Source organism: Streptomyces sp. NRRL B-24484 (genome assembly GCF_000717715.1).
GTDB lineage: Bacteria > Actinomycetota > Actinomycetes > Streptomycetales > Streptomycetaceae > Kitasatospora.
Genome location: NZ_JOAI01000015.1, coordinates 25,248 through 51,687 on the forward strand (window position 1 = coordinate 25,248; position 26,440 = coordinate 51,687).

Genomic DNA, 26,440 nt, shown 5'->3' on the forward strand with positions numbered 1-26,440 from the left:
CGTGCTCTCCGCCCAGGACGCGCTGCTGGCGGCGGCGGCCCTCACCACGGCCGTCGCCGTGGTGCTGCTCTTCGTCCGTTCCGCCGCGATCGGCGTCTGCGCCATGGCCGGCGGGCAGGCCTGGCTGGTGCTGGCACGGGGTCAGGTGCCGGTGCTGGGAGCCGGTATCAGCCTCTACCCGCTGGACCTGCTGACGGTGTGCGCCGGGATCGCCGCCGTCGTCTCCGTGGTGCGCCGCCCGATCAGGCCGACCCCGGGCCACGCCGCCCTCGCGGTGCTGGGCCTGCTGGTGGCGGTGTCCGTCGTCACCGGCATGGCGGCGTACGGCGTCGAGCAGGCCGGGAACGATGCCCGGGTGTACTTCCTCCACGCGCTGGGGGCGGTCTGCTACACCGCCACGGCGAGGTCGGGGAAGCCGCTCGACGGACTGGTCGTCCGGCTCTGGACGGTGCTGGCCTGCGTGTACTGCCTGGCCGCGGTGTTCTGGTGGAGCCGACTGGGGATCGGCAGCAACTCCACCTCCGTCCTGGTCGACGGCCGGATGGTCAACTCGCGGCCCGTGGACGCCGCGTCCGCCCTGGTGATCGCCCAGGCGGCGGTCATGCTGCTGTGCAATCCGTTCGGCTCGTCCGGGGGCCGCCTGCCGGCCGGGCTGCTGGCCGGGCTGCTGCTGCCGGTCGTGGTGCTGCTGCAGCACCGCACGGTGTGGGCCGCCGCGATCGTGATGGTCGCCGGATGGCTGCTCTTCCGTCCCGTGAGGTCGGGGCGCAGGGCCGCCGGGCTCACCCTGGCGGTGCTGCTCGCCGCAACGGCCCTGCTCGTGTTCTCGCTCTCCTCCGACACCGGCCTGACCCGCAACCTCGCCTCGTCGGCCAGCAACGAAGACACCCTGGAGTGGCGCATCGACAGCTCGCACCTGCTCGTCGGCCGGCTGAACGGCGTGCACGAGTGGCTCTTCGGCCTGCCCTTCGGCTCCGGATTCGACCGGCTGCTCTACGGGCACGTCGTCGAGAGCCAGCCGCACAACTTCTACCTGCACCTGCTCCTTCGGGTCGGCCTGGCGGGGCTCTGCGCCGCCGTCTGGCTCGTCCTCTCCGTGCTGCGGCGCACCACGCCCCGCGCCCCGATGGGGCTGGCGATGTGGCTGTCCGTCACCGGCATGGCCTGCTTCTGCCTGGCGTACGCGATGCCCTTCGAGCAGAGCCTGCTGATCGGGCTGCTCCTCCGGCAGCCGGCGGCACCGGGAACCGTCCGCCCGGCGGTGCCAGCAGAACCGTCCCTGCGCCTGGGGGCCGCCGCATGAGCACCGTCCGGACCGCTCCCGAGCCCCGCAGCGCGCTGGCCGCCCTCGCCTGGAACTACGGCGGCGCCGCCGCCAACACCGTCCTGCAGATCACCTACACGGCCTTCACCGCGCGTACCGTGGCGAGCAGCGCCTACGGCGTGCAGGCCACCGCGCTGGCCGTGCTCCAGGTCCTGACCCTGTTCTCCAACGCCGGGCTCGCCACCTACCTGCTGCGCAGCGAGGACCTGACGCGCCAGGTGCTGCGCACCGCCCGGCGGATCTCCGTCGCCACCGGAGCGCTGAGCTGCCTGGCCGTGCAGGTCACCGCCGCCCCCTGCGCCGCGCTGTGGCACCTCCCGCTGATGGAGCCCCTGCTGCGCATCCTGGGCCTGCAGTTCCTCGTCCTGCCCTCCGCGGCGGTCGCCACGGCGGCGCTGCGCCGGTGCGGGCTCGCCCGGGCGTCCGTGGCCGCCGACCTCGGCGGCCAGCTGGGCGGGATGCTCACCGGCGCACTGCTGCTCGGCCTCGGCTGGAACCCGTACGGGATGGCCGCGGCGTTCCCGGCCGCCTCCGCCTGCACGCTGCTCGTCGCCACCGTCCGGCTGGCCCGGGCGGGCCTCCCGGACGGGCCCGACGTCCCGGCCCGGTCGATGATCGGGCTCTCGGGTACCTTCACCGGCTACGGCCTGGTGCAGACGGCCGCCCTGCAGTCCCCGCTGTGGTTGACCGCCCGGCTGCTCGGGCCCGCCGCGGCGGGCCAGTTCTCGCGGGCGTCGCTGACCGTCGCGATTCCGCTGAACCTGCTGTGCCAGAGCCTGCACCACGCGGCGACACCGGTGCTGGCCCGGGCCCACGGCCAGGGGCTGCCGCTGGCGTCGAAGGTCCGGGACATGCTCAGCGCCGCGTCCGGCCTCGCGTTCATCCCGTTCGGTGCCGCGGCCGGCCTCGGCCCCTCCGCCCTCGCGCTGCTCCTGGGCCCCGGCTGGGAGACCGCCTCCGGCCTGGTGCCGCTGCTCGCCCTGAACGCCGCCCTCTACTTCCTGTGCTCCATCGGCTACGCCGTCGACGAGGTCCGCAAGGCGCTGCGGGGACTGCTGGTCGTCCAGACCGCCGTCGCCCTGACGGTGCTCCTCTCCGTCGGCGCCGCCGCCTGGACGCGCGGTCTCGCGCTCGTCCCCGCCGCGATGGCGGTTGGCCCCGCCGTCGGGCACGCCCTCCAACTGGCCGGGTGGCACCGCGCGGGCCTGGTCGAGGTGCCGGCCGTGCTGCGCGCCCACCTGGTCCACGCGGTGATCGGCGGTTCCTTCTTCCTCGCCGCTCACACCGGCGCGCAGTACGGCCGCAGCGCGGCGGGTTCGACCGCCCTCGGGCTGCTCGCCCTGCTGCCCGTCGCCGCGTTCTGGCTCCTGGTGCGCCGGAACGTGCCCGTCTTCGCCATGGCCGCCTCGCACGGCCTGCTCCCCCGCCCCGCCCGAACCGGCCGCCCCTGAGGACCACCCATGCACATCGGGTTCACCGGACCGATCTCGCTCGCCCCGCTCGCCGGCCGGCTCGGCTGCCCGCCGCCGGTCACCTACGCCGTGCCGTACACGGGTCTGCTGGTCGGCACCTGGCTCGACCAGGGCCACCGGGTCACCGTGTACGCGCTCGGCGAGGTCGAGCGGCCCTGGGTGCGCACGGCGGGCCCGCTGACCGTCGTCGTGGTGCCCATGCGGGCGCACGCCCGGCACTACCTGCGCGACTTCTTCCGCGTCGAACGGGAGGCCCTCGTCCGCGAGATGCGCGCCCGCCCGGCCGACGTGGTCAGCGCCCACTGGACGTACGAGTTCGCCCTCGCCGCGGCCCGCAGCGGGCGGCCCGCCTTCGTCACCGCCCACGACGCGCCGCTGCGGTGCGCCTGGGAGGAGGGCCTCAGTCCGTACCGCTGGCTGCGCAACTCCCTCGCGCTGCCCGCCGTCCACCGGGCCACCGCGCTCAGCGGCGTCAGCCCGTACACCGCCCGGCATCTGCGGACGGTCCTCCGGGCGCCCGGGCCGGTGCGGGTCATCCCCAACGGGGTGCGGCTCACCGGGATGCCGAGCGCGCCGACCCCCTCGGCCACCGCCGCGCCGGTCTTCGCCACCGTCCTGAACGGCTGGGGACCGCTCAAGAACGGCCGGGCCGCGCTGGCCGCCTTCGGCCTGGCCAGGCGCAGCCTCCCCGCCGCCCGGCTGCTGATGTTCGGCGACGGGTTCGGGGCGGAGGGCCCGGCCGCCGCCTGGGCGGCCGGCCGCGGGCTCGCGGCGGGCGTGGACTTCGTCGGCCCGACCGGCCACGGCGACCTGCTCGGACGGCTCGCCGCCGAGGCGACCGTCCTCGTCCACCCGTCACGGCTGGAGGCCTGCCCGATGATCCTGCTGGAGGCGATGGCGGTGGGCGTCCCCGTCCTCGGCGGACGCCGCAGCGGTGCGGTGCCCTGGGTCCTCGACGAGGGGCGGGCCGGGGTCCTCGCCGACGTCGACTCCCCCCGGCGGCTCGCGGACGCCATGGTGGACCTCGGCCGCGACACCGCCCTGCGGGCCCGCCTCGCCACCGCCGGCCGCAGCCGCGTGCACCGGCACTTCGACCTCGACGCCGTCGCCGACACCTACACCGACTGGTTCGGCACCGCAGCCTGACCGGCGGTCGGGCCGTCCGCTACACCCGGGCCACCAGCGACTTGGGGAGCCCGGCGAAGCGCTCGTACCAGAGGTCGGAGTCGGGGAAGTACGCGCGCATCTCGGTGGCCGACAGCAGCTCGACCTCGGCGACGTCCGCCACCGCCTGCGCGGGGCCGGCCGAGCGGATGTGCCCGTGCGGCCAGCGCTGCGAGACGACGACCCGCGCCCGGAAGGGCAGGAACTGCATGCCGGGGAAGACCCAGTGCGGCTCGATCGGGAAGTAGCGGTACGGCGTCTGCACCCAGTGGTGGGCGGCCCGGCCCCGCACGGTCTCGGCGAACCGGCATCGCCGGCTGTGCCCGCCGACGTGCTCCACCAGGGAGTTGGAGTACACCAGGTCGAAGCGCTCGTGCGCGAGCGAGGACGGCAGGTCGCAGGCGTCGGCGACGACGGCCGTCAGTCCGGGCTCGTCGTGCCGTGCGGTGGCCGGGTCCAGATTGACCGTCACCACGTGCGCGGGGCGCAGCGGTGCGGCGCGCCAGGACCCGGGGGTGCCGCCGAGGTCGAGTACCCGCATCTCGGCGAGGTCGGGGTAGCAGCGCAGGAGTTCCGTCCAGCGGCGGGCGCGCGCCGCGTGCGCGAGCGAGCCGGGCCTGTCCGGGTCGGCGATCGTCGTCTTCAGCATCCCGGTCTCCGCTGTTCGTTCCCCGGCCGTCCGTTCCCCGCCGGGCTCGGGCAAGTCTGTCGCCCGGGACGGGCGGGCCCGCGCCATTGCTCCAACGGCGGCATGTCCGCCGGGCTCCCGGCCCGGTTGTCCGGCACTCCCGGGGTGAGGCCCTACGGTGCCCGCATGAAGACGGACGCGTTCGCGGAGCGCTACCTCTCCGGCCTCGAACTGTGGGGGGACGACTTCGGCCCCGCGGAGATCGAGGAGTGGTTCACCGACGAGCGCGAGGCGTACGCAGGTCTCGGCGCCGCGTCCTCGGACTCGGAGGCGTACGGCTACGGCGGCTTCAACCGCCAGTACGGCTTCCGGCACCTGCCGGACCGCCGCTTCCCGCGCGCGCTCGGGGTGGGCAGCGCCTTCGGCGGCGAGTTCCTCCCCGTCCTGGACCGGATCGACGACATCACGATCCTGGAGCCCTCCGCGCGCCTGCGGTCGGCCGCGCTGCGCTCGACGCCGGTGCGGTACGAGGAGCCCGTGCCCTCCGGCGACATGCCGTTCCGGACCGGGAGCTTCGACCTGGTGCTCTGCTTCGGCGTGCTGCACCACATCCCCAACGTGTCCAAGATCGTCCGGGAGATCGGCCGGGTGACCGCCCCCGGCGGGTGGGTGCTGCTCTGCGAGCCGGTCGTCTCGATGGGCGACTGGCGCGCGGCCGACCGTCCGGGGCTGACCAGGCGCGAACGGGGCATCCCGCGCCACCTGCTGGAGCGGGCCGTCCGCGACGCCGGGCTGTCGATCCGGTCGAGCCGCTTCTGCGCGGCGACGCCGACCCCGCGGCTCGGGCGGCTGCTGCGCTGCAACCTGTACGCGACCCGGGCGGGCGCGGTCGTCGACCGTGCGATGTCCCTCGCGACCGCGTGGAACTACCGCTACCACCCGACGTCGGCCTGGCAGAAGCTCCGCCCGTCCTCCGTGTTCGTCGTGGCACGGCGGCGCGACTGACCTCTGTGCCCGGCTCATCCCGGTTCGCACGGTTGTGCCGCCCGCCGGTGACCGGCCGTCACGTCCCGCGCGGGCCGGGGCCGGGGAGGGCGCCGCGGCCCCTTCCGGGCCCGTCCCGGCAGGCCGCGGAGGGTCCTGCGCTCCGAGCCCGTCGCCGGAGTGGGTAGGCTGACCCCCGTCCCTGCCGTCCGACGGTCCCGCACGACCGGGGCGGCGCCGCAGCAAGGAGGAACCACTGAGCATGCAAGGCACCGGTCCGGAAGCCGCACGCGACGCCTCGCTGCCCGCCCGCGCCAAGATCGCCGTGACGGCCGGCAAGATGGCCGCCGCCCTGTCGCAGAAGGCCGGGCGCGGCAGTGGTTCGGTGATCGGCGGCAAGATCGCGCTCAAGCTCGACCCCGATCTGCTCGCGACCCTGTCCGAGCACCTCGACGTGGTCCTGGTCAGCGCGACCAACGGCAAGACCACCACCACCCGGCTGATCGCCGAGGCGCTGCGCGCCGCCGGCCCGGTGGTGTCCAACGCGCTGGGCGCCAACATGCCGGCCGGCATCACGGCCGCGCTGGCCGGCGGCTCGGAGGCCCGCTTCGGCGTGATCGAGGTGGACGAGAAGTACCTCGCCACGGTCGCCCGGGACACCCGTCCCAAGGCCATAGCGCTGCTGAACCTCTCCCGCGACCAGCTGGACCGCGCCGCCGAGACCCGCATGATGGCGGAGAAGTGGCGCGAGGGTCTCAAGGACTCGGACGCGGTGATCATCGCCAACGCCGACGACCCGCTGGTGACCTGGGCCGCCTCGTCCTGCAAGAAGGTTGTCTGGGTGGCCGCCGGGCAGGCGTGGAAGGAGGACGCCTGGTCCTGCCCGTCCTGCGGCGGCGTGATGCAGCGCCCCGGCGAGGACTGGTTCTGCTCGCAGTGCGGCTTCCGCCGCCCGAACCCGCACTGGGCGCTGCAGGGCACCCACGTCATCGACCCGCACCGCGGTGCCTGGCCGATCCAGCTGCAGCTGCCCGGCCGCGCCAACCTGGCGAACGCCACCAGCTCGGCGGCGGTCGCGGCGGTCTTCGGCGTCGCCCCGCAGGTCGCGCTGCAGCGGATGCAGACGGTCGCCGCGGTCGCCGGCCGCTACGACGTGGTGCAGTACCAGGGCCGCGACGTGCGCCTGCTGCTGGCGAAGAACCCGGCCGGCTGGCTGGAGACCTTCACGCTGATCGACCAGCCGCCGGCGCCGGTGGTGCTGTCGGTGAACGCGCTGGACGCGGACGGCACCGACACCTCCTGGCTGTGGGACGTCGACTACGAGCGCCTGGCCGGCCACCCGATCTTCGTGATGGGCCAGCGCAAGCTGGACCTGGCGGTCCGGCTGGAGGTCGCCGGGCTGCAGTTCCAGGTGGTGGACACCCTGGAGCAGGCCGTCCGGCTGGCGCCGCCCGGCCGGATCGAGGCGATCGCCAACTACACCGCCTTCCAGCAGCTGCGCAAGGCGGTGGCGGTCTGATGTCGTACCCCGCCGACCCGCAGTTCCAGCAGCCTCAGCAGCAGCAGCAGTACGGAAGGCCTTCGAGGATGAACGAGAGCAGCCTGCGCCTCGTCTGGGTGTACCCGGACCTGCTCAGCACGTACGGCGACCGCGGCAACGCGCTGGTCGTCGAGCGGCGGGCGCGGCAGCGCGGCCTCGGGGTCACCCGGATCGACGTGCGCTCCGACCAGGCGGTGCCGACCAGCGGTGACATCTACCTGATCGGCGGCGGCGAGGACCGTCCGCAGCGGCTCGCCGCGGAGCGGCTGCGCAACGACGGCGGCCTGGTCCGCGCCGCCGAGAACGGTGCGATCATCTTCTCGGTCTGCGCCGGCTACCAGATCCTCGGCCGCGAGTTCATCAACGACCTCGGCGAGCGCGAGCCGGGCCTCGGCCTGCTCGACGTGTGGACGACCCGCGGCGAGGGCTCCCGCTGCGTCGGCGACGTGCTCGCCGACGTGGACCCGGCGCTCGGCCTGCCGCAGCTCACCGGTTTCGAGAACCACCAGGGCGTCACCCACCTCGGCGAGGGCGTCAAGCCCCTGGCGAACGTGCGGACGGGACGCGGCAACGGCACCGGCGACGGCACCGAGGGCGCGTACCGGGACACCGTGTTCGGCACCTACCTGCACGGCCCGGTGATGGCCCGCAACCCTGCCGTCGCCGACATGCTGCTCAAGCTGGCGCTGGACGTCAGCGCGCTGCCGCCGGCCGACACGACCTGGTACGACGCGCTGCGCGCGGAGCGCATCGCGGCCACCAGCCAGCCCGCCTGAGACGTCGAGGGTGTCCGATTGACCGCATTGCGGTCAATCGGTGCCCCGCGGGCGGGATGCATAAGAGAATAGGGAACGCTGGACGCAACCCTCCTCGGCGTCCGGCTGCAGATTGCGCGGACGCGTCGACGATGCCGCTCCCGCTCGGCTCCTGCCCGGCCGGACGCAGGAACCGTATGCTGTGCCATGGTCGCCCCGGTTGAAGACGCCCGGGTGCGACCTGTCCGCGGTGGCGACACCGAGGTGGTAGTCCGGCCTCCGGTTCTTCCCCCCAGCCTGGCGGCTGGGAGGTGCCCCCAGGGGAGTTGCAAAGCAATGCGTATTGGTGTCCTGACCAGCGGCGGTGACTGCCCCGGCCTGAACGCCGTGATCCGTTCCGTGGTCCACCGGGGGGTGGTCGACCACGGCGACGAGATCATCGGTTTCCAGGACGGCTGGCGCGGCCTCCTCGAAGGCGTCCACCGTCCTCTCACCCTCGAATCGGTGAGCGGCATCCTCGCCCAGGGCGGCACGATCCTCGGCTCCTCGCGGGTCCAGCCGAGCCACCTGCGCGACGGTGTGGAGCGCGCCAAGCAGCACTGCAAGGACCTCGGGATCGACGCGGTCATCCCGATCGGCGGCGAGGGCACCCTCAAGGCCGCGAAGCTGATGAGCGACGCGGGCCTGCCGGTGGTCGGCGTGCCGAAGACGATCGACAACGACATCGCGTGCACCGACGTGACCTTCGGCTTCGACACCGCCGTCTCGGTGGCGACCGACGCGCTGGACCGCCTCAAGACCACCGCCGAGTCGCACCAGCGGGTCATGGTGGTCGAGGTGATGGGCCGCCACACCGGCTGGATCGCCCTGAACGCGGGCATGGCGGCCGGCGCCCACGCGATCGTGGTGCCGGAGCGCCCCTTCCACATCGACAAGCTGACCGACGTGGTGCGCGAGCGCTTCGACCGGCACAAGAAGTTCGCGATCGTGGTCTGCGCCGAGGGTGCCAAGCCCGAGCCCGGCACCATGCCGTGGGAGGAGGGCACCAAGGACATGTACGGCCACGAGCGGTTCACCGGCATCGCCACCCAGCTCTCCCGCGAGCTGGAGCACCGGCTCGGCAAGGAGGCCCGTCCGGTGATCCTCGGCCACACCCAGCGCGGCGGCACCCCGACCGCGTACGACCGGGTGCTCGCCACCCGCTTCGGCTGGCACGCGGTGGAGGCCGCCCACAAGGGCGCCTTCGGCCACATCACCGCGCTGCAGGGCACCGACATCCGTCTGGTGCCGCTCGCCGAGGCGGTCGCCGAGCTGAAGACCGTGCCGCAGGAGCGCTACACCGAGGCCGAGACGGTCATCTGACCCGGCCCCTCCGCAGCTCCCCGGGAGCCCCGTCCGCCGTCCCGGCGGGCGGGGCTCCTTCTCTTCCCCCGCTTTTCTTGACTGATCGATCCAGATAGCGCTATGGTCTTCCCATGGCAAGGACCAAGGAGTTCGACCCGGACGCGGCGCTGCAGGCGGCGCTGGAGCTGTTCTGGGAGCGCGGGTACGAGGCGACCTCGATGGCCGACCTCACCGGGCACCTGGGCATCGGCCGCGCCAGCCTGTACGCCACCTTCGGCGGCAAGCACGAGCTGTTCCTCAAGGCGCTGGACCGCTACCGGGAGAACACCGACGCCAAGCTGCTCGCCGAGCTCTCGCAGCCCGGCGCGGCCCTGCCCACCGTCCGCGCGGTGGTGCGGCGCTTCGCCGACGAGGCGGTCCGCGAGCAGCGGCACCGCGGCTGCCTGATCACCAACACCGCCACCGAACTCGCCACCCGCGACCCGGACGCGGCCCGCCGCGTGCGGGCCAGCTGGGACACCCTGGAGACGCTCACCGCCGGCGCACTGGCCCGGGCACAGGCCCAGGGCGAACTGGCGCCGGAGAAGGACCCGCGGGCGATCGCCCGCCTGCTGCTCACCGTGATGCAGGGCATGCGGGTGATCGGCAAGGCGGGCGACGACCCGCGACGGGTCACCGACGCGGCGGACCTCGCACTCTCGCTGCTCGACTGAGCCCCACGGACCGGATCCACCGCTCCACCGGCCGCCCTCCGGCGGCCCTCCGCACGGCCTCATATTGGATCGAACGGTACAGAAAGAGGGGGAGACCATGGCTGCCACGGCCATCACTCCGCAGTCCACCGGCGCACCGGCGCCACGCACGGCACCCGGCTTCGCCCTGCTCGGCACCGTCCAGGCGACGCTGATCTTCACCCTGATGGCGATCTCCGTGCCGCTGCCCGACATCGGCCGCGAGTTCGGCCTCGACCACAGTCGACTCGTCCTGCTCAACGCCGCCTACGGGCTCTCCTTCGCCGCCCTGCTGCTGCTCGGCGGGCGCCTCACCGACCGCTACGGCGGCCGCCGGATGCTCACCACCGGCCTGGTGGTGCTCGGCCTCGCCTCGATCGCCGCCCCGCTCGCCCCCGGCTACACGGCCCTGCTGCTGCTCCGCTTCCTCCAGGGCGCGGCCGCGGCCCTGGTCGCCCCGGCCGGGATGGCCGTCCTCAAGACCCTGCTGCCCGGCCCGGCGGCCTACGGCCGGGCGATGGCCACCTGGGGCGGGCTCTCCGTGCTCGGCGCCACCACCGGCAACCTCGCCTCCGGGGCCGTCGCCAGCTGGCTCTCCTGGCGCTGGATGTTCGCCGTCCCGGTGATCGTCGTCGCCGCCGCCCTCGCCCTCGCCCCCGCGCTGCTGCCCCGCGACCCGGCCCGCGAGCGGCGGCCCGCCCTCGACCTGCCCGGTGCCGTCCTCGCCACCGCCGGCACCGTGCTGGTCAGCTACGGCCTCGTCCTGACCGAGACCGGCGGCTGGCAGCTGCCGCTCGCCCTCGGCCTGCTGGTCCTCGCCGCCTTCGTGCTCCGCGAGCGGCGTGCCGCCGAGCCGCTGCTGCCGCTCGGCTTCCTGCGCGGCGGACGCCGCCTGCTCGGCCTCGCCGCCACCATGCTCAGCGCCGGCGGCACCGCCACCCTCTTCCTGCTGCTCACCCTGCACCTCCAGCAGGACCTGGGCTGGACCCCGCTCGCCACCTCCGGCGCCTTCCTCCCCTACGCCGCCGCCCTGCTCCTCGGCGGGCAGGCCGCCGGGCCGCTGGTCGGCCGGATCGGGCCGAAGGCCGTCACCACCACCGGTCTGGCCACCGGCGCGGCCGGCCTGTTCGCCCTCGCCCACCTCGGCGCGGGCTCCGGCTACCTGCCGCTCGTCCCCGGGCTGGTGCTGCTGCCCCTCGGTGCGGCGCTCGCCTTCGCCGGAGCGGCGGTGCTCGCCACCGACGGCGTCCCCGAGGAGCAGATCGGCCTGGCCGGCGGCGTCCTCAACACGGCGATGGAGCTCGGCCCGACCGTCCTGCTGACCGCCCTCCTCACGGTCGGCTCCGGCGGCGCCGCACTGGCCGCAGCCGGCACCCTCTTCGCCCTGACCGCCCTCACCGGCACCCTCGCCACCCGCCGCACCTGACCGGCCGTCCCTTTCGGCGCACCCCCGAGGGACGATCGGCCCATGGCCGGGGTCCCGGGCACACCATAGGTTGGGTGAGCGGCCGGGGCGCCCGGCCGCGGCCCTCGTGAGCAGGAGGAGCAACCCCGATGGAGATCCTCGCCTACGGCGTGCAGACCGACGAGCGTCCGCTGCTCGACGCCGCGTTCGCCGGCCGGCACCCGCTGCGCATGATGGACGTCTTCCTCACCCGGGACACCGCACCGCTCGCCGACAGCTACCCCGTGGTGTCCAGCAGCGTCAACGACGAGCTGGACGGCGAGGTGCTGGCCCGGCTCGCCGCGGGCGGCACCAAGCTGATCACCCAGCGCTCCACCGGCTTCAACAACATCGACCTGGTGGCCGCCCGCGACCTCGGCCTGACCGTCGCCCGGGTCTCCCACTACTCCCCGCACGCGGTGGCCGAGCACGCCTGGGCGCTGGCCCTGGCCGTGAACCGGCGCCTGCTGCGCGCGGCGAGCCGCACCCGGGAGTTCGACTTCAGGCTGGACGGTCTGCTCGGCCGGGACGTCCACGGGATGACCGTCGGCGTGATCGGCACCGGCAAGATCGGCGAGTGCTTCGCCCGGATCGCGCACGGCTTCGGCACCGAACTCCTCGGCTGGGACGTCGCCCCCAACCCCGCCTGCCGGGAGCTCGGCCTGCAGTACGTCGGGAAGGACGAGCTGCTGGAGCGCAGCGACCTGGTGAGTCTGCACGTGCCGCTGCTGCCGGACACCCGCCACCTGATCGACGCGGCCGCGCTCGCCCGGATGAAGGACGACGCGATCCTGGTGAACTCCAGCCGCGGCGGACTGGTCGACAGTGCCGCCCTGGTCGAGACCCTACGGGCCGGCCGCCTCGCCGGGGTCGGACTCGACGTGTACGAGGAGGAGACCGGCGTCTTCTTCACCGACCGGTCGGTGCAGGGCGTGACCGACGACGTGCTGGCCCGGCTGATGACCTTCCCGCACGTGCTGGTCACCTCCCACCAGGCGTACTTCACCCGGACCGCGGTCGGCCAGATCATCGCCGCGACCGTCCGCAACGTCGAGGACTTCGCGGCCGGCCGGACGGGCGAGAACACCCTCGTCCCGGCCGGCGCCGACGCCGGCTGACCCCGCCCGGTCCGGCCGCCCGCCCGGGCCCGGGGGCGGGTGCGGTCGGTTCGTAAGCGCCGCCTAGGCTGTGCCGGAAGCAAAACGGACGAACCGGACCGGCCCCGCGGGCGGGTCCGGTCGGCACCAGCGAAGGCAGGACGCGCCGATGGGCGACGGCATGGCAGGGATGCACCACCACGGCGGAACGGGCACGCTCGGCCCGTACAGCCCGTCCGCCGCACTCGGCTGGTCGCCGGACTGGCCCTTCCTGATCGGCGCGGTGCTCGCCCTCGGCCTGTACACGGTGGCCGCGATCCGGCTCTGGCGGCGCGGCGACAAGTGGCCGGTCGGCCGGATGATCGCCTGGACGGCGGGCCTCGGCACGATCGTCCTGGTGACCTGCACCGGGCTGAACGACTACGGCATGGTGCTGTTCAGCGCCCACATGATCCAGCACATGGTGCTGTCCATGCTCGCCCCCATCCTGCTGCTGCTCGGCGCCCCGATCACGCTGGCGCTGCGCGCCCTGCGCCCGGTCCGCAAGGGCAGCGGCCGCGGCCCGCGCGAGCTGCTGGTGGCCCTGCTGCACAGCCGGTACGTCCGGGTGGTCTCGCACCCCGGCGCGACCATCCCGCTGTTCGTCGCCAGCCTGTACGCGCTGTACTTCTCGCCGCTGTTCGACTACCTGATGCAGTACCGCCTCGGGCACCTCGCGATGATGGTCCACTTCCTGGCGGTCGGCATGCTCTTCTTCTGGCCGATCATGGGCGTGGACCCGGGCCCGCACCGGCCGGGCTACATCATGCGCATCCTGGAGCTCTTCGTGGGGATGCCGTTCCACGCCTTCTTCGGCGTGGCCGTGATGATGGCGACCCACCCGCTGGTGACCACCTTCACCGACGCCGCCGCCCCGCCCGGCACCAAGCTGCTGGACGACCAGGAGCTGGCCGGCGGCATCACCTGGGCGTTCGGCGAGATCCCGACCGCGATCGTGCTGATCGCCCTCACCCTGCAGTGGGCGCGCTCCGAGGAGCGGCAGGCCCGTCGGCGCGACCGTGCCGCGGACCGCGACGGCGACGCCGAGCTCGCCGCCTACAACGCCTACCTGGCCGCGCTGGACCGGCGCGGCCGCGCCGCCGACGCGGGCTGAGCCCGCCGCCCTCCGCCCGACACGACGAGCCCCGCCCGGTACCGCACCGGGCGGGGCTCGCTGCCGTTCGGGGCCGTGCCCGGCCGGGTCAGTCCCCCAGGAGGTCCAGGTCGAGCCGGGCGAGCCGCTCCGGGTCGGCCAGGATGTCGATCGCGGTGATCAGGCCGTCGACGACCACGAAGTCCATGACCGAGACCGGCCGGCCGTCGACCACGGTGACCGTGCCGGCCCCGCCGTTGACCAGCGCCGGCCGGGAGAACGGCGCCATGTGCCGGAACCTGAGCGCCTGCGAGGCGACCTCGCGGGCACCGCGCACCACGATCAGCGGTACGGCCGGGCCGTCGTCGGCCCGCAGCACCACGTCCGGGTGGAGCACGGCGACCAGCGCCTCGAAGTCGCCGCCGCGGGAGGCGGCGAGGAAGGCGTCCACCACCTCGCGGCGGCGCACCGGGTCCGGATCGGGTGCCGGCGCGGCGCCCTGGACGCGGCGCCGGGCGCGGCTGGCCAGCTGCCGGGCCGCGGCCGGGGTGCGGTCCACGATCGGCGCGATCTCGTCGAACGGCAGGCCGAACATGTCGTGCAGCACGAAGGCCAGCCGCTCGGCCGGGGCGAGCTGCTCCAGCACGACGAGCAGCGCGAGCCCGACCGAGTCGGCGAGCAGCGCCTGCTGCTCGGGGTCGGCACCGTCGGCGGTCGCCACCACCGGGTCGGGCAGCCGTTCGCCGATCGGCTCCTCGCGGCGGGTCCGGCGGGTGCGGAGCATGTCCAGGCAGACCCGGCCGACCACGGTGGTGAGCCAGCCGCCGAGGTTCTCCACCTCGTCGGCGTCGGTGCGGCTCAGCTTCAGCCAGGCCTCCTGCACGGCGTCGTCGGCCTCGCCGAGCGAACCCAGCATCCGGTACGCCACCGACCGCAGATGGCCGCGGTGGCTCTCGAAGCGCTCGGCCAGCCAGTCGTTCCGGTTCATCGGGCCCCTCCTCGTCGGTGTGCTCTCACCTCTCTGACGTTCGGGCGGCCGCGGAGGTGACGGTTCCGCCCGAACCGTTCCGGTCGGTGTCGGGTGCGAGCAGCCGGCGCAGCGCGAGGGCGTCCGGGGCGAGGGCGGTGAGCAGGGTCGCGGGCGGGCCGTCGGCGGGGCCGGGCAGGGTGAGCAGGGCGGCGTCGGTGCCGTCCGGGGGCGGCGCCGGGGCGGGCAGGCCGACGGTGAGCAGCTGTCCGACGGCGCGGTGCGGGCCGAGGACGGCGGGGCCGTCCCAGCCGGGTGCGCCGGGGCCGAGGTCGGTCTGCTGGTCGAGCAGGACGCGGTCGGTCGGGCCGGGGCCGGTCAGGTGGACGGTGAGCCGGGCGGTGATCCGGCCGGGCGGGGCGCCGCGGGTGTGGTCGTGCAGCCGGCCGAGCACCTGTTCCTCGCGCAGCCGCAGCCGGGCCCCGGGGGCGAGGTGGACGACGGTGGTGAGCAGCAGGTGGCTGCCGGCGGCGGCGATGACGGGTTCGGGGCGCCAGTCGAGTTCGGCGTCCTCGCCGACGGTGAGGTGCAGCTCGTAGCGGGCGGGGGCGCCGCCGCGGCCGGGGAGGCTGACGGTGGCGGCGGCACTGGTGACGGTGAGGGCGGCGCCGGGCCGGACCTCGGCGTGCAGGGCGAGCCGGTCGCCGCCGAGCGGGGCGGCCATCGAGCCGATCACGCAGACGTGGGCGGTGCCCGGGGCGCCGCGGGTGCGGCGCAGGGCGAGCGGGCCGGCGCCGGCGAGGACGGGCAGCGCGGTGCCGCCGCGGCCGTCGGGGGCGGCGGTGATCCGGGCGGTGGCGTCGACGGCGGCCGGGTGCGGGGCGGTGGTGTGCCCGGCGGCCGGGTGCCGGGCGCCGGTGACGGTCACCGTTCGGCGAGCCGGGCGCGGACCCAGGCGGCGACCGGGGCGACGCCGTCCGGGGCGGTGAGGGCGGTGAAGACGGTGGGCAGGCCGCCGCGCTGGGCCTCGGCGTCGCGGGCCATCACCGCGAGGTCGGCACCGACCAGCGGGGCGAGGTCGGTCTTGTTGACGACGAGCAGGTCGGAGGTGGAGACGCCGGGGCCGCCCTTGCGGGGGATCTTGTCGCCGCCGGAGACGTCGATGACGAAGATCTGGTGGTCGACCAGGCCGCGGCTGAAGGTGGCGGTGAGGTTGTCGCCGCCGGACTCGACGAGCACCAGGTCGAGCGGGCCGACGGTCTCCTCCAGTTCCTCGACGGCCTCCAGGTTGGCGGAGATGTCGTCGCGGATCGCGGTGTGCGGGCAGCAGCCGGTCTCGACGGCGGCGATCCGTTCGGGCGGCAGGACGGCGTTGCGCAGGAGGAACTCGGCGTCCTCGGTGGTGTAGATGTCGTTGGTGACGACGGCGAGCGAGATCTCGTCGCGCAGTTCCCGGCAGAGTGCGGCGACGGTGGCGGTCTTGCCGGAGCCGACCGGGCCGCCGAGGCCGATCCGCAGGGCGCGGCGGGTGCGGGTGGCGGTCTGCTCGGTCCAGGTGTGGCGGGCGGGGGCGTCGTGGGGGTCGACGTGGTCACGATGCAAAGAGGCGGACCTTCCAGGAGCGGTGCTGTTCGGCGTGGACGTCGAGCAGCGGGGCGGAGGCGGCGGGCAGGGTGCCGCGGGCGGCGGCGTCCGCGGCACGGGCGGCCACGGTGTCGAGGTCGGGGGCGAGCCGGGCGAGCACGGCGGCGACCTCGTAGGGGTCGAGGCCGAGCAGCCGGACGCAGGCGGTGGCGGGACCGTTGACGCTCTCGTAGGCGGCGAGGGCGGCGGCGTCCGCGGGGGTGAGCCCGGCGGCGCGGGCGGTGGTGCCGAGCGCGACGGGGTGGTGGGGGCCGCGGGGGTGGGCGGCGTGCAGCAGGTCGAGGGCGAGGTGCGGCCAGGCCGCGCGGGCGGCGCGCAGCAGTTGGCGGCCGAGGCGGCGGCTGGTGTCGCGCAGGGCGGGCGAGGGGGTGCGGGCCTCGGCGGCGGCGTCGAGGGCGGCGGGGTCGGCGTCCTCGGCGGCGGCCGCCGCGGCGAGGGCGGCGGCGGTCAGGCCGGTGGTGTGCAGGCGTCCGGTGAGGAAGGCGGCGAGGGTGTCGGCGTCGTGGATCCGGCCGGCCCGGACGGCGGCCTCGGCGCCACCGGAGTGGGCGTGGCCGCCGGCCGGGAAGCGGCCGTCGGCGAGGAGCAGCAGGGCGGCGTGCACCTGGGCCTCCTCAGAAGAGGAAGTACCGCTGGGCGAGCGGGAGTTCGGTGGCGGGGGCGGGGGTGACGGCCTCGCCGTCGATGGTGACGGTGAAGGTGTCGGGGTCGACCCGGACGTCGGGGCGGGCGGTGTTGTTCACCATGCCGTCCTTGGTGACGCCGCGGGTGGACCGGATGGCGGTGAACTGCTTGCGCACGCCCAGCTGTTCACCGAGGCGCTCGGGCAGTCGGTCGTCGATCGCGGCCTGCGCGGTGAAGTTGAGGGAGTTGGCGGCGGGGGCGCGGCCGGTGGCGCCGAACTGCGGCCGGGGCAGCACGGGTTGCGGGGTGGGGATGGAGGCGTTGGCGTCGCCCATCTGCGCCCAGGCGATCTGGCCGCCCTTGATCACCAGGTCGGGTTTGACGCCGAAGAAGGCCGGGGTCCAGAGCACCAGGTCGGCGAGCTTGCCGGGTTCGACGGAGCCGATCTCGTGGTCGACGCCCTGGGCGGCGGCCGGGTTGACGGTGTACTTGGCGACGTAGCGGCGGGCCCGGTGGTTGTCGGCGCGGCCGTCGCCGGGCAGGGCGCCGCGACGGACCTTCATGACGTGCGCGGTCTGCCAGGTGCGCAGCACGACCTCGCCGATCCGGCCCATCGCCTGGGAGTCGGAGCTGATGATCGAGACGGCGCCGAGGTCGTGCAGGACGTCCTCGGCGGCGATGGTGGACGGACGGATCCGGGACTCGGCGAAGGCCAGGTCCTCGGGGACGTGCGGGCTGAGGTGGTGGCAGACCATCAGCATGTCGAGGTGCTCGTCGACGGTGTTGACGGTGTGCGGGCGGGTCGGATTGGTGGAGCTGGGCAGCACGTTGGGCTGCGAGACCACGGTGATGATGTCGGGGGCGTGGCCGCCGCCGGCGCCCTCGGTGTGGTAGGCGTGGATGCCGCGTCCGGCGATCGCGGCCAGGGTGTCGGCGACGAACCCGGCCTCGTTCAGGGTGTCGGTGTGGATGGCGAGTTGGGCGCCGGTCGCGTCGCAGACCCGCAGGCAGGCGTCGATCGCGGCCGGGGTGGCGCCCCAGTCCTCGTGGATCTTGAAGCCGAGTGCACCGGCTCTCAACTGGTCGTGCATGGCCGTGGTGTTGACGGTGTTGCCCTTGCCGAGCAGGCCGATGTTGAGCGGCAGGTCGTCCATCGCGGCGAACATCCGGGCGAGGTGCCAGCCGCCGGGGGTGATGGTGGTGGCCTTGGTGCCCTCGGCCGGGCCGGTGCCGCCGCCGATCAGCGTGGTGATGCCGGAGGCGAGGGCCTCGTCGGCGAGCTGCGGGCAGATGAAGTGGACGTGGGCGTCGATCGCCCCGGCGGTGAGGATCTTCCCGTTGCCGGCGATCACCTCGGTCTCCGGGCCGATCACGAGGTCGGGGTGGACGCCGTCCATGGTCTCCGGGTTGCCGGCCTTGCCGAGGGCGGTGATCCGGCCGTCCCGGATGCCGATGTCGGCCTTGACGACACCCCAGTGGTCGAGCACCACCGCGCCGGTGATCACGGTGTCGGGGGCGCCCTCGGCCCGGCTCGTCCGGGCCTGCCCCATCGACTCGCGGATCACCTTGCCGCCGCCGAAGACCGCCTCGTCGCCGCCGCGGCAGCGGTCCTCCTCGACCTCGATCAGCAGCGCGGTGTCGGCGAGCCGGATCCGGTCGCCGGTGGTCGGCCCGTACAGGTCGGCGTAGCGCTCGCGGCTCAGCCGCAGCGCGGGGGCGGACGCATCGCCGCGGTCAGTCATCGAGGGCACCTCCGGTCTCGCCGCGCAGGCCGTGCACCTCGCGGCGGCCGCCGATCGGCACGAGTTCGACCTCCACCGGGATGCCCGGCTCGAAGCGGACGGCGGTGCCGGCCGGGATGTTGAGCCGCTGCCCACGGGCGGCCGCCCGGTCGAACTCCAGTCCCGGATTGGCCTCGGCGAAGTGGTAGTGCGAGCCGACCTGGATCGGCCGGTCCGCGGCGTTCACCGCGGTCAGCCGGGTGACCGGACGACCGGCGTTGAGGCCGATCTCCCCCTCGCCGTACAGGACTTCGCCCGGTGTCACGGGCCCCGGCGCGCTCACTGGATCGGCCCGTGGACGGTGACGAGCTTGGTGCCGTCCGGGAAGGTGCACTCCACCTGGACGTCCGGGATCATCTCGGCGATCCCCTCCATCACGTCCTCGCGGGTGAGCACCTGCCGCCCGGACTCCATGAGTTCGGCGACGCTGCGGCCGTCCCGGGCGCCCTCCAGCACGTGCGAGGTGATCAGTGCCACCGCCTCGGGGTGGTTGAGCCGCAGGCCGCGGGCCCGCCGCAACCGGGCGACGTCGGCGGCGACGTGGACGAGCAGGCGCTCCTGCTCACGGGGGGTCAGCTTCATCTGTACGCACCTCGGGGTGGGAGGTCGGACGGTGACGAGGAGGACATTGGATCCGCCCATTGTTGTGCACCGGTTACGCCCTACTTTCCGAGGCGTAACCGCCCAGCCCCCACCCGGGTTACGGGCTCGGGCCAACTGCCAGGGGCGCGGGGAACTGCGCAGTCCGAGAGCGGGTCACGTACGAACCAGGGCCACCCCGAATCAGTCCACAGGCCCGCTCCCACATTGCGCAGCTCTCCCCCAGTCTTCGGCCGGGAGGTGCCCCCACGCACCTCTGACGGCTCGCCCTCCGCGCCCCAGGCGGCTGACCCCTCACAGCCGGATCCGGGCCGCCACCGGCAGGTGGTCGCTGCCGGTGCGCGCGAGCGTCCAGGTGCGGACGGGCGTCGCCCCCCGCACCAGCACCTGGTCGATCCGCGCCAGCGGGAACCCCGCCGGCCAGCTGAAGTCGAAGCCGCCCCGGGCGGGCGTCAGCCGGGAGGTGACGGGAGCGAGTCCGCGGTCGTCGAGGGTGCTGTTGAAGTCGCCCATGACGACCATCCGCCGCAGCGGCTCGGCGTCGATCGCGGCGGCCAGCAGCCGGGCGCTCTCGTCCCGCCGCGCCGAGGTGAACCCGGCCGTCGGCGAGATCCGCACCGAGGGCAGGTGCGCCACGTACACGGCCAGGTCGCCCTTCGGCGTCCGCGCGGTGGCGCGCACCCCGCGCTTCCAGTACTCGTGCACCTCGGCGGGCTTCAGGTCCACCGGCCGGACGTCGGCCAGCGGGTAGCGGGACCACAGGCCGACCGTGCCGGAGCGCGCCCGGCAGGGGTAGACCTCGCCGAGGATCCGCTCGTACACCCCGGCCGCCGGCTCCATGAGCTCCTCGACGGCCAGCAGGTCCGCGCCCGTCCCGGCCAGCCGGGTGGCGGTGCCCGCCGGATCGGTGTTCTCGTCCGCCACGTTGTGCTGCACCACCGTCAGGTCGTAGCGGCCGCCGTCGCCGGCGGGCAGCAACCGGCCGCCGAACAGCCCCGCCCACGCGACGGCGGGCAGCAGCACCGCGGCGAGGGCGAGCCGCGAGCGCCGCAGCAGTGCGACGGCCAGCAGCAGCGGCACCGCCAGGCCGGCCCAGGGCAGGAAGGCCTCCAGCAGGCTGCCGAGGTGCCAGCCCCGGTTCGGCACCAGCCGGTGGCCGACCAGCAGGAGTGCGGTGAGTGCCGCGAGGGTCGCCGTCACCCGGCCGCGGCGCCGTGCGGGCGGCCGGGCCGGTGTCTCCGGTTCCGTCCGCTCCTGCACCGCCGTGTCGTCGCCCCGTGCCACCCCGTGGTACCTCCGTCCTCGGCCCTGTCGCCGTCCGCTGCGAGGACGCCGTACCCGGTCGGGCGGGTTCCGCACCGGACCCCACCCGAAGGGCGCAGCGGATCCGCACGGACGGGCGTTCGGCGGCGGTTGGCAGGTGGTTCGTCCCCGGTTCACGGCGCGGTGCGCACCTGCCGCCTAGGGTGCCGCTCATCGACGAAACCCTTGGCAGGGAGGCCACATGACGCAGCGTCCGATCGGCGGGGGATCCTCACGTCGCACGTTCCTGCGGGCGACCGGGGCGGCCGACCTCGGTGCGGCCGCACTGACGGCGGCAGCGGCCCCCGCGTCCGCCGCCGGCGAGGACGGGACGGGGAACGGACAGGCGAACGGTCGGGCCGACGCGCAGCGGGCCACGGGGACGCGCCCGCCCGTCCGGACGGGCACCGGCCTGGACCGGCTGCCGCACCCGCTGGTGGTGGCGCACCGCGGTGCGAGCGGCTACCGGCCGGAGCACACCCTCGGCAGCTACGAGCTGGCGCTGGAGCTCGGCGCGGACGTCATCGAGCAGGACCTCGTCCCGACGAAGGACGGCCACCTGGTCGTCCGCCACGAGAACAACATCGCGGAGACGACGGACGTCGCCGACCACCGCGAGTTCGCCGGCCGGCAGACCACGAAGACGGTCGACGGCGCCCCGCTGACCGGCTGGTTCACCGAGGACTTCACCCTGGCCGAGCTGCGCACGCTGCGGGCCAAGGAACGCCTGCCGCAGCAGCGCCAGCGCAACACCCTGTACGACGGCCGCTGGCCGGTGCCGACCTTCCGCGAGGTGGTGGAGTTCGCGGACAGGCGCTCCCGCACGCTGGGGCGCCCGGTGTGGCTGTACGTGGAGACGAAGCACCCCAGCTACTTCCGGTCGATCGGCCTGCCGCTGGAGGAGCGGCTGGCGGACGAGCTGCGCCGTTGCGGCCTGGCCGGGCGCAACGGCCGGGCGATCCTGCAGTCCTTCGAGCCGAGCAGCCTGCAGCGGCTGGCGAAGCTGGTCGACAACCCGCGGATCCAGCTGCTGAGCAGTCCGACCACGCAGCCGTACGACTTCGTGCTGGCGGGCGACCGGCGGACGGTCGCGGACCTGGTGACGCCGGGCGGGCTGCGCTGGCTGGCGTCGTTCTCGCACGGCATCGGCCCGACCACGCAGCTGATCGCGCCGGTGGACGCCGCGGGCAGGCTGCTGCCGCCGACCACGCTGGTGGCGGACGCGCACGCGGCCGGCCTGGTGCTGCACCCGTGGACGGTGCGCAACGAGAACTCCTTCCTGCCGGTCGACTTCCGCCGGGGCACCGACCCGAACGCGTACGGCGACTCGATCGGTTGGGCGCGCCGGCTCTACGACCTGGGTGTGGACGGCTTCTTCACCGACAACACGGACACCTCGGTGCTCGCCCGGGGCGACTTCTGGGCGGCCCGCGGCGTGAACTGACGAATCGCCGGTTGCGGCGGCCGGGTCGGGTGCGGGCGCACCCGACCCGGCCGCCGTGCGTCCCGGACCCATCGAACTACCGATCGGTAGCACTGTTTCGGACGAGTTCACCGAATGCTCGCCCGATGTCTTGCACGCCGTGCGGGCACCGAAGTTGGATGCACAACATCCCGCAACCCGACGGGTTCACGACACACCCTCACGGAGCTTCGATGCCCCTGTCGTCCGTCCGCCGCGCCACCAGAACGGCCGCCGCGGCCTGTGTCGCCGCCGCCGTGCTCGGCACGCTCGCCGCCGCCCCCGCGGCGGCCGCCACCGGCGCCGCGGCCGAGAGCGCGCCGGTCACCGCGCCCGCGCTCGACGTCCTCACGTACAACGTGTTCCTGATGAGCAAGTCGCTCTACCCGAACTGGGGCCAGGACCAGCGCGCGCAGGCGATCGCCTCGGCGGACTTCTTCCGGGGCCACGACGTGGTGGTCCTGCAGGAGGCGTTCGACAACGCCGCCTCCGACGCGCTGACCGCCCGTGCCTCGGCCGCGTACCCGTACCACACGCCGGTGGTCGGCCGCTCCACCGGCGGCTGGGACGCCACCTCGGGCAGCTACAGCTCGACCACCCCCGAGGACGGCGGGGTGACGCTGCTCAGCAAGTGGCCGATCCTGCGCAAGGAGCAGTACGTCTTCAAGGACGCGTGCGGCGCCGACTGGTGGTCCAACAAGGGCTTCGTGTACGCCGTGCTGAACGTCAACGGCCTGCGCACCCACGTGGTCGGCACCCACCTGCAGTCCACCGACACCGGCTGCTCCAGCGGCGAGCCGGCGGCCGTCCGCGCCGAGCAGCTGCTCGCAATGCGGGCCTTCCTCGACGCCAAGCGGATCCCGGCGGACGAGCCGATCGTGCTGGCCGGCGACCTCAACGTCGACTCGCACGGCTCCGAGTACCAGGCCCTGCTCGACAACGGCAACCTGGCCCCGGCCTCGCAGCGCACCGGCTGGCCGTACTCCTTCGACACGGTCGACAACTCCATCGCCGCCTACCGCTACCCGGGCGAGCCCAAGGAGGACCTGGACTACGTGCTGTACCGGGCCGACCACGCCCGGCCGCAGCAGTACACCAACCAGGTCGTGCGCTTCCACAGCACGCCGTGGACGGTGAGCAGCTGGGGTAAGAGCTACACGTACACCGACCTGTCGGACCACTACCCGCTCGCCGCGCACTGATCGATCCGCACGGTGAGCACGCCGCGGCGGCCCGCCCGGGCGGGCGGGCCGCCGCGGCTGCGCCCCGCCCCGATCGGGGGGAGGGTGGATCCGACCGGGGCCCGACCGGCACCCGTGTGCCAGAACCGAGGAGAGAGCCGTCATGCCCATCGCCACCGTCAACCCGGCCACCGGGGAGACCGTCGAGACCTTCACCCCGTACGACGCCGCCGCGGTCGAACAGCGGCTCGGCCTCGCCGCCGAGACCTACCGGTCCTGGCGGACGACCTCCTTCGAGGAGCGCGCGGCACTGCTGAAGCGCGCCGCGGACCTGCTCGACGCCGAGCGCGAGGAGATCGCCCGGACGATGACGGTGGAGATGGGCAAGCCGGTCGTCGCGGCCCGCGCCGAGGTCGCCAAGTGCGCGAAGGCGATGCGCTGGTACGCCGACCGGGCGCCGGAGCTGCTCGCCGACGAGCACCCGTCCGAGGCCGACGTCGCGGACTCCGGCGGCGCCTCGGTGCACGTGCGCTACCGGCCGATCGGCGTGGTGCTGGCCGTGATGCCGTGGAACTTCCCGCTCTGGCAGGTGGTGCGGTTCGCCGCGCCGGCGCTGATGGCGGGCAACGTGGGCCTGCTCAAGCACGCCTCGAACGTGCCGCGGACGGCGCTGGCGCTGGAGCGGGTCCTGCTGGAGGCGGGCTTCCCGCAGGGCTGCTTCCAGACCCTGCTGATCGGCGCCGCCGCGGTTGAGGGCGTCGTCCGGGACCCGCGGGTCGCCGCGGTGACGCTGACCGGCAGCGAGCTCGCCGGCCGCTCGGTCGCCTCGATCGCCGGCGACGAGGTGAAGAAGTCGGTGCTGGAACTCGGCGGCAGCGACCCCTTCCTGGTGCTGCCCTCGGCGGACCTGGCGGGCGCCGTGCAGTGGGCGGTCACCGCCCGCACCCAGAACAACGGGCAGTCCTGCATCGCCGCGAAGCGCTTCATCGTGCACGCCGAGGTGTACGAGGCGTTCACCAGGGCGTTCGCCGACCGGATGAAGGCGCTGAAGGTCGGCGACCCGATGGCCGAGGAGACCGAGATCGGGCCGCTCGCCACCGCCCAGGGCCGCACCGACCTGGAGGAGCTCGTCGACGACGCGGTGGCCGCCGGGGCCGTCGCGGAGTGCGGCGGCGCCCGCCCGGACGGCCTGCCGAAGGAGCTGGACGGCGGCTGGTACTACCTGCCGACCGTGCTCACCGGCATCACCCCGAAGATGCGCATCCACCACGAGGAGGCCTTCGGTCCGGTCGCCACCGTGTACCGGGTGGAGAGCCTGGACGAGGCGATCGAGCTGGCCAACGACACCCCGTTCGGCCTCAGCTCCAACGTGTGGACGACCGACCCCGAGGAGCAGGAGCGCTGCGCCCGCGACATCGAGGCGGGCGGCGTGTTCTTCAACGGCATGACGGCCTCGCACCCGGCCTTCCCGTTCGGCGGCGTGAAGCGCTCCGGCTACGGACGGGAGCTGTCCGGCCACGGGATCCGCGAGTTCTGCAACATCACCACCGTCTGGCGCGGCCGCTGACCCCGCCCGGACACGGCGGGGCGGGGCACGCGCGCTGCGTGCCCCGCCCCCGTGGCACCTCGGGGGTTCAGGCCATCTGCACCCGGCCGACCGGCGCCTGGTCACCACCGCGGTGGCCGAGGAACCAGCCGATCAGTGCGAGGAAGGTGATCGCCCAGACGAGTGAGCAGAAGGCGGTCATCCAGTTCGAGTCCACCTGCACCTCGACCATGATCAGGCCGACGGTCAGCGAGAGCAGGAAGACCACCGCCGAGCTGCTCACCCCCAGGAACATGTCGCGCAGCCGCACCGACAGCTTCGGCTTCTTCCGGAAGACCGGTTCCATCGGCCAGTGCGGCTCCGCCGCCGCCTGCACCGCGCCCTTCCCGGGGACTGCGGGCTGCGTGCTGCCGGACATCGGTTGCTGGTCCATCGGCGTGCTCCTTCCAGCTGCCGGTCCCCCGCAGTCCACTGTCCCACTGGGCCGTCCCGGCGGCAGGACGGCCGGAACGGTTTCCGCCCGACCGACCCCCGGGTACCTGCGCAGACGTGCCGATCCGCCCGATGCTCGCCGTGCCGAGCACCCGCCGCAGCTTCGGCGACGGCTGGCTGCTGGAACGCAAGCTGGACGGCGTCCGGGCGATCGCCGAACGGGACGGCGACACCGTCCGGCTGGTCTCCCGCACCGGCAAACCGATGGCCGAGGGCTACCCGGAGCTGGTGGCGGCGCTGGCCGCGCAGCCCGTCCCCCGGTTCACCGTGGACGGCGAGATCGTCGCCCTCGACCGCGAGGGCCGCACCAGCTTCGCCCGGCTGCAGCGGCGGATGCAGCTGCGCGACCCCGTCCGGGCGGCCGCCGCGGGGGCGCGGGTCTCGTACTTCCTGTTCGACCTCACCGCGCTGATGGGCCACGACACCACCGGCCTGCCACTCCTGGACCGCAAGCAACTGCTGCGCGAGACCATGGACTTCGCCGATCCGCTGTACTTCACCGAGCACGTCCGGGCGGACGGTCCGGTGCCGCTCGCCGAGGCCTGCGCCCGCGGCTGGGAGGGGCTGGTCGCCAAGCGCGCCGACAGTCGGTACGTGCCGCGCCGCTCCCCGGACTGGCTGAAACTGCCCTGCACCGTCGGCCAGGAGCTGGTGGTCGGCGGCTTCACCGAACCGGCGGGCCACCGCACCGGGTTCGGCGCCCTGCTGGTCGGCCACTACGAGGGCAGCGCGCTGCGCTACGCCGGCAAGGTCGGCACCGGCTTCGACACCGCCCTGCTGCACCGGCTGCGGGCCCGGCTCGACACCCTCGTCCGCCCCGACCCGCCGTTCGCCGACCCGCCGACCGCGGAGCGCCGGGTGCACTGGGTCGAACCCCGCCTGGTCGCCCGGGTCGGCTTCACCGAGTGGACCCGCGAGGGCCGGCTGCGCGCACCCCGCTTCGAAGGGCTGCGGACGGACAAACGCCCCGAGGACGTGGTCCGCGAGCACCCGCTCTGACGGCCCTGAACAGCACGTTCGGGGCTTACCGGGGGCCGCCCGGCATGCCGTGAGATGGATCACAGTCGCGGCCCGGCCGGCCGGGCCCCACGACTGTTCGCGGTCAAGAATTCCCAGGCCGCAGCGGGTCCTCCCAGGAAACGTCCAGCTTCGGGCCGTTCACATCAACCATCAACTTGAAGTCTGTTAATTTTTACAGAATTGCCATGCGTTGACTGGTATTCATA

At 74.2% G+C, this 26,440-nt stretch carries 25 protein-coding genes; 15 read left to right on the forward strand and 10 right to left on the reverse strand.

The window, feature by feature from the left end:
* Window position 1: 1 nt before the first annotated feature.
* Genes IE98_RS47925 through IE98_RS0115725 form a run of 3 tightly spaced genes read left to right on the forward strand, consistent with a single transcriptional unit; the run spans window position 2 to window position 3,942 of the window.
* Complete coding sequence (locus IE98_RS47925; RefSeq protein ID WP_030269321.1) at window positions 2-1,303, forward strand: hypothetical protein; 1,302 nt, start codon at window positions 2-4, stop codon at window positions 1,301-1,303.
* Window positions 1,300-2,775 (forward strand): oligosaccharide flippase family protein, encoded by a 1,476-nt coding sequence (locus tag IE98_RS0115720; RefSeq protein ID WP_030269323.1) that lies wholly within the window; start codon window positions 1,300-1,302, stop codon window positions 2,773-2,775. The genes IE98_RS47925 and IE98_RS0115720 overlap by 4 nt, the downstream gene beginning before the upstream one ends.
* 9 nt (window positions 2,776-2,784) lie before the next feature.
* On the forward strand, window positions 2,785-3,942 hold the full coding sequence (locus IE98_RS0115725; protein ID WP_030269325.1) for a glycosyltransferase family 4 protein: 1,158 nt from the start codon (window positions 2,785-2,787) through the stop codon (window positions 3,940-3,942).
* Between the two features lie 19 nt (window positions 3,943-3,961).
* Here IE98_RS0115725 and IE98_RS0115730 read toward each other — a convergent pair whose 3' ends face one another.
* The gene (locus tag IE98_RS0115730; protein ID WP_030269327.1) at window positions 3,962-4,609 is read right to left on the reverse strand and encodes an SAM-dependent methyltransferase; all 648 of its coding nucleotides are present in this window, start codon (window positions 4,607-4,609) and stop codon (window positions 3,962-3,964) included.
* Window positions 4,610-4,774: 165 nt separating this feature from the next.
* Here IE98_RS0115730 and IE98_RS0115735 point away from each other — a divergent pair, with 165 nt between their 5' ends.
* The 8 genes from IE98_RS0115735 to IE98_RS0115770 all read left to right on the forward strand — a co-directional run bounded on the left by IE98_RS0115735 (window position 4,775) and on the right by IE98_RS0115770 (window position 13,636).
* A complete protein-coding gene (locus IE98_RS0115735) occupies window positions 4,775-5,593 on the forward strand; it encodes a class I SAM-dependent methyltransferase (protein WP_030269328.1) in 819 nt (272 codons plus the stop codon).
* Between the two features lie 241 nt (window positions 5,594-5,834).
* Window positions 5,835-7,091, forward strand: coding sequence for a Mur ligase family protein (locus IE98_RS0115740; RefSeq protein ID WP_052390563.1), 1,257 nt, complete (start codon window positions 5,835-5,837; stop codon window positions 7,089-7,091).
* 68 nt (window positions 7,092-7,159) lie between these two features.
* Window positions 7,160-7,888, forward strand: a complete 729-nt coding sequence (locus IE98_RS0115745; RefSeq protein WP_030269330.1) for a type 1 glutamine amidotransferase — start codon at window positions 7,160-7,162, stop codon at window positions 7,886-7,888.
* Between the two features lie 315 nt (window positions 7,889-8,203).
* Window positions 8,204-9,229 carry a 6-phosphofructokinase gene (locus tag IE98_RS0115750; RefSeq protein ID WP_030269331.1) on the forward strand — a complete coding sequence of 342 codons (1,026 nt, stop codon included), beginning with the start codon at window positions 8,204-8,206 and terminating at the stop codon, window positions 9,227-9,229.
* A gap of 113 nt (window positions 9,230-9,342) precedes the next feature.
* Complete coding sequence (locus tag IE98_RS0115755) at window positions 9,343-9,924, forward strand: TetR/AcrR family transcriptional regulator (protein ID WP_030269332.1); 582 nt, start codon at window positions 9,343-9,345, stop codon at window positions 9,922-9,924.
* Between the two features lie 97 nt (window positions 9,925-10,021).
* The gene (locus IE98_RS0115760) at window positions 10,022-11,368 is read left to right on the forward strand and encodes an MFS transporter (RefSeq protein WP_030269333.1); all 1,347 of its coding nucleotides are present in this window, start codon (window positions 10,022-10,024) and stop codon (window positions 11,366-11,368) included.
* A gap of 128 nt (window positions 11,369-11,496) precedes the next feature.
* On the forward strand, window positions 11,497-12,504 hold the full coding sequence (locus tag IE98_RS0115765; protein ID WP_030269334.1) for a 2-hydroxyacid dehydrogenase: 1,008 nt from the start codon (window positions 11,497-11,499) through the stop codon (window positions 12,502-12,504).
* Between the two features lie 148 nt (window positions 12,505-12,652).
* Window positions 12,653-13,636: a cytochrome c oxidase assembly protein gene (locus IE98_RS0115770; RefSeq protein WP_420706190.1), complete on the forward strand. Its 984-nt coding sequence runs from the start codon at window positions 12,653-12,655 to the stop codon at window positions 13,634-13,636.
* A gap of 88 nt (window positions 13,637-13,724) precedes the next feature.
* Here IE98_RS0115770 and sigJ read toward each other — a convergent pair whose 3' ends face one another.
* The 8 genes from sigJ to IE98_RS0115810 form a co-directional block, all read right to left on the reverse strand.
* Window positions 13,725-14,603 (reverse strand): RNA polymerase sigma factor SigJ, encoded by an 879-nt coding sequence (gene sigJ / locus IE98_RS0115775; protein WP_030269338.1) that lies wholly within the window; start codon window positions 14,601-14,603, stop codon window positions 13,725-13,727.
* Between the two features lie 25 nt (window positions 14,604-14,628).
* Complete coding sequence (locus tag IE98_RS0115780; protein ID WP_063748931.1) at window positions 14,629-15,510, reverse strand: urease accessory protein UreD; 882 nt, start codon at window positions 15,508-15,510, stop codon at window positions 14,629-14,631.
* Window positions 15,507-16,184, reverse strand: coding sequence for an urease accessory protein UreG (gene ureG, locus IE98_RS0115785; protein ID WP_030269342.1), 678 nt, complete (start codon window positions 16,182-16,184; stop codon window positions 15,507-15,509). The genes IE98_RS0115780 and ureG overlap by 4 nt, the downstream gene beginning before the upstream one ends.
* Entirely contained in the window at window positions 16,174-16,830 is a 657-nt protein-coding gene (locus IE98_RS0115790) for an urease accessory protein UreF (RefSeq protein ID WP_030269344.1), read from the reverse strand. Before IE98_RS0115790 ends, ureG begins: the two co-directional genes overlap by 11 nt.
* Before the next feature lie 10 nt (window positions 16,831-16,840).
* Window positions 16,841-18,592 carry an urease subunit alpha gene (locus tag IE98_RS0115795; RefSeq protein WP_052390564.1) on the reverse strand — a complete coding sequence of 584 codons (1,752 nt, stop codon included), beginning with the start codon at window positions 18,590-18,592 and terminating at the stop codon, window positions 16,841-16,843.
* Window positions 18,585-18,896, reverse strand: a complete 312-nt coding sequence (locus IE98_RS0115800; RefSeq protein ID WP_030269348.1) for an urease subunit beta — start codon at window positions 18,894-18,896, stop codon at window positions 18,585-18,587. Before IE98_RS0115800 ends, IE98_RS0115795 begins: the two co-directional genes overlap by 8 nt.
* A 14-nt stretch (window positions 18,897-18,910) precedes the next feature.
* A complete protein-coding gene (locus IE98_RS0115805; protein WP_030269349.1) occupies window positions 18,911-19,213 on the reverse strand; it encodes an urease subunit gamma in 303 nt (100 codons plus the stop codon).
* Between the two features lie 312 nt (window positions 19,214-19,525).
* A complete protein-coding gene (locus IE98_RS0115810; protein WP_030269351.1) occupies window positions 19,526-20,491 on the reverse strand; it encodes an endonuclease/exonuclease/phosphatase family protein in 966 nt (321 codons plus the stop codon).
* Between the two features lie 244 nt (window positions 20,492-20,735).
* On the opposite strand from IE98_RS0115810, the gene IE98_RS0115815 reads away from it, so the two are divergent.
* The 3 genes from IE98_RS0115815 (at window position 20,736) to IE98_RS0115825 (ending at window position 24,743) form a co-directional block, all read left to right on the forward strand.
* Window positions 20,736-21,977, forward strand: a complete 1,242-nt coding sequence (locus IE98_RS0115815) for a glycerophosphodiester phosphodiesterase (protein WP_030269353.1) — start codon at window positions 20,736-20,738, stop codon at window positions 21,975-21,977.
* 212 nt (window positions 21,978-22,189) lie between these two features.
* Window positions 22,190-23,197 carry a sphingomyelin phosphodiesterase gene (gene sph, locus IE98_RS0115820; protein WP_030269354.1) on the forward strand — a complete coding sequence of 336 codons (1,008 nt, stop codon included), beginning with the start codon at window positions 22,190-22,192 and terminating at the stop codon, window positions 23,195-23,197.
* 142 nt (window positions 23,198-23,339) lie between these two features.
* Window positions 23,340-24,743 (forward strand): NADP-dependent succinic semialdehyde dehydrogenase, encoded by a 1,404-nt coding sequence (locus IE98_RS0115825; protein WP_030269356.1) that lies wholly within the window; start codon window positions 23,340-23,342, stop codon window positions 24,741-24,743.
* Between the two features lie 67 nt (window positions 24,744-24,810).
* Here the strand turns inward: IE98_RS0115825 and IE98_RS0115830 are convergent, their stop codons facing one another.
* On the reverse strand, window positions 24,811-25,155 hold the full coding sequence (locus IE98_RS0115830; RefSeq protein WP_030269357.1) for a hypothetical protein: 345 nt from the start codon (window positions 25,153-25,155) through the stop codon (window positions 24,811-24,813).
* Between the two features lie 116 nt (window positions 25,156-25,271).
* Between IE98_RS0115830 and ligD the strand changes: the two genes are divergently transcribed.
* Window positions 25,272-26,213, forward strand: a complete 942-nt coding sequence (ligD, locus tag IE98_RS0115835) for a non-homologous end-joining DNA ligase (protein ID WP_234443552.1) — start codon at window positions 25,272-25,274, stop codon at window positions 26,211-26,213.
* The last annotated feature ends 227 nt before the right edge of the window (window positions 26,214-26,440 follow it).

Bases quoted from the DNA above. Each gene is read 5' to 3' on its own strand.
- IE98_RS0115720 (WP_030269323.1), top strand. From the start codon at position 1,300: ATGAGCACCGTCCGGACCGCTCCCGAGCCCCGCAGCGCGCTGGCCGCC.
- IE98_RS0115725 (WP_030269325.1), top strand. From the start codon at position 2,785: ATGCACATCGGGTTCACCGGACCGATCTCGCTCGCCCCGCTCGCCGGC.
- IE98_RS0115730 (WP_030269327.1), bottom strand. From the start codon at position 4,609: ATGCTGAAGACGACGATCGCCGACCCGGACAGGCCCGGCTCGCTCGCG.
- IE98_RS0115735 (WP_030269328.1), top strand. From the start codon at position 4,775: ATGAAGACGGACGCGTTCGCGGAGCGCTACCTCTCCGGCCTCGAACTG.
- IE98_RS0115740 (WP_052390563.1), top strand. From the start codon at position 5,835: ATGCAAGGCACCGGTCCGGAAGCCGCACGCGACGCCTCGCTGCCCGCC.
- IE98_RS0115745 (WP_030269330.1), top strand. From the start codon at position 7,160: ATGAACGAGAGCAGCCTGCGCCTCGTCTGGGTGTACCCGGACCTGCTC.
- IE98_RS0115750 (WP_030269331.1), top strand. From the start codon at position 8,204: ATGCGTATTGGTGTCCTGACCAGCGGCGGTGACTGCCCCGGCCTGAAC.
- IE98_RS0115755 (WP_030269332.1), top strand. From the start codon at position 9,343: ATGGCAAGGACCAAGGAGTTCGACCCGGACGCGGCGCTGCAGGCGGCG.
- IE98_RS0115760 (WP_030269333.1), top strand. From the start codon at position 10,022: ATGGCTGCCACGGCCATCACTCCGCAGTCCACCGGCGCACCGGCGCCA.
- IE98_RS0115765 (WP_030269334.1), top strand. From the start codon at position 11,497: ATGGAGATCCTCGCCTACGGCGTGCAGACCGACGAGCGTCCGCTGCTC.
- IE98_RS0115770 (WP_420706190.1), top strand. From the start codon at position 12,653: ATGGGCGACGGCATGGCAGGGATGCACCACCACGGCGGAACGGGCACG.
- sigJ (WP_030269338.1), bottom strand. From the start codon at position 14,603: ATGAACCGGAACGACTGGCTGGCCGAGCGCTTCGAGAGCCACCGCGGC.
- IE98_RS0115795 (WP_052390564.1), bottom strand. From the start codon at position 18,592: ATGACTGACCGCGGCGATGCGTCCGCCCCCGCGCTGCGGCTGAGCCGC.
- IE98_RS0115805 (WP_030269349.1), bottom strand. From the start codon at position 19,213: ATGAAGCTGACCCCCCGTGAGCAGGAGCGCCTGCTCGTCCACGTCGCC.
- IE98_RS0115815 (WP_030269353.1), top strand. From the start codon at position 20,736: ATGACGCAGCGTCCGATCGGCGGGGGATCCTCACGTCGCACGTTCCTG.
- sph (WP_030269354.1), top strand. From the start codon at position 22,190: ATGCCCCTGTCGTCCGTCCGCCGCGCCACCAGAACGGCCGCCGCGGCC.
- IE98_RS0115825 (WP_030269356.1), top strand. From the start codon at position 23,340: ATGCCCATCGCCACCGTCAACCCGGCCACCGGGGAGACCGTCGAGACC.
- IE98_RS0115830 (WP_030269357.1), bottom strand. From the start codon at position 25,155: ATGGACCAGCAACCGATGTCCGGCAGCACGCAGCCCGCAGTCCCCGGG.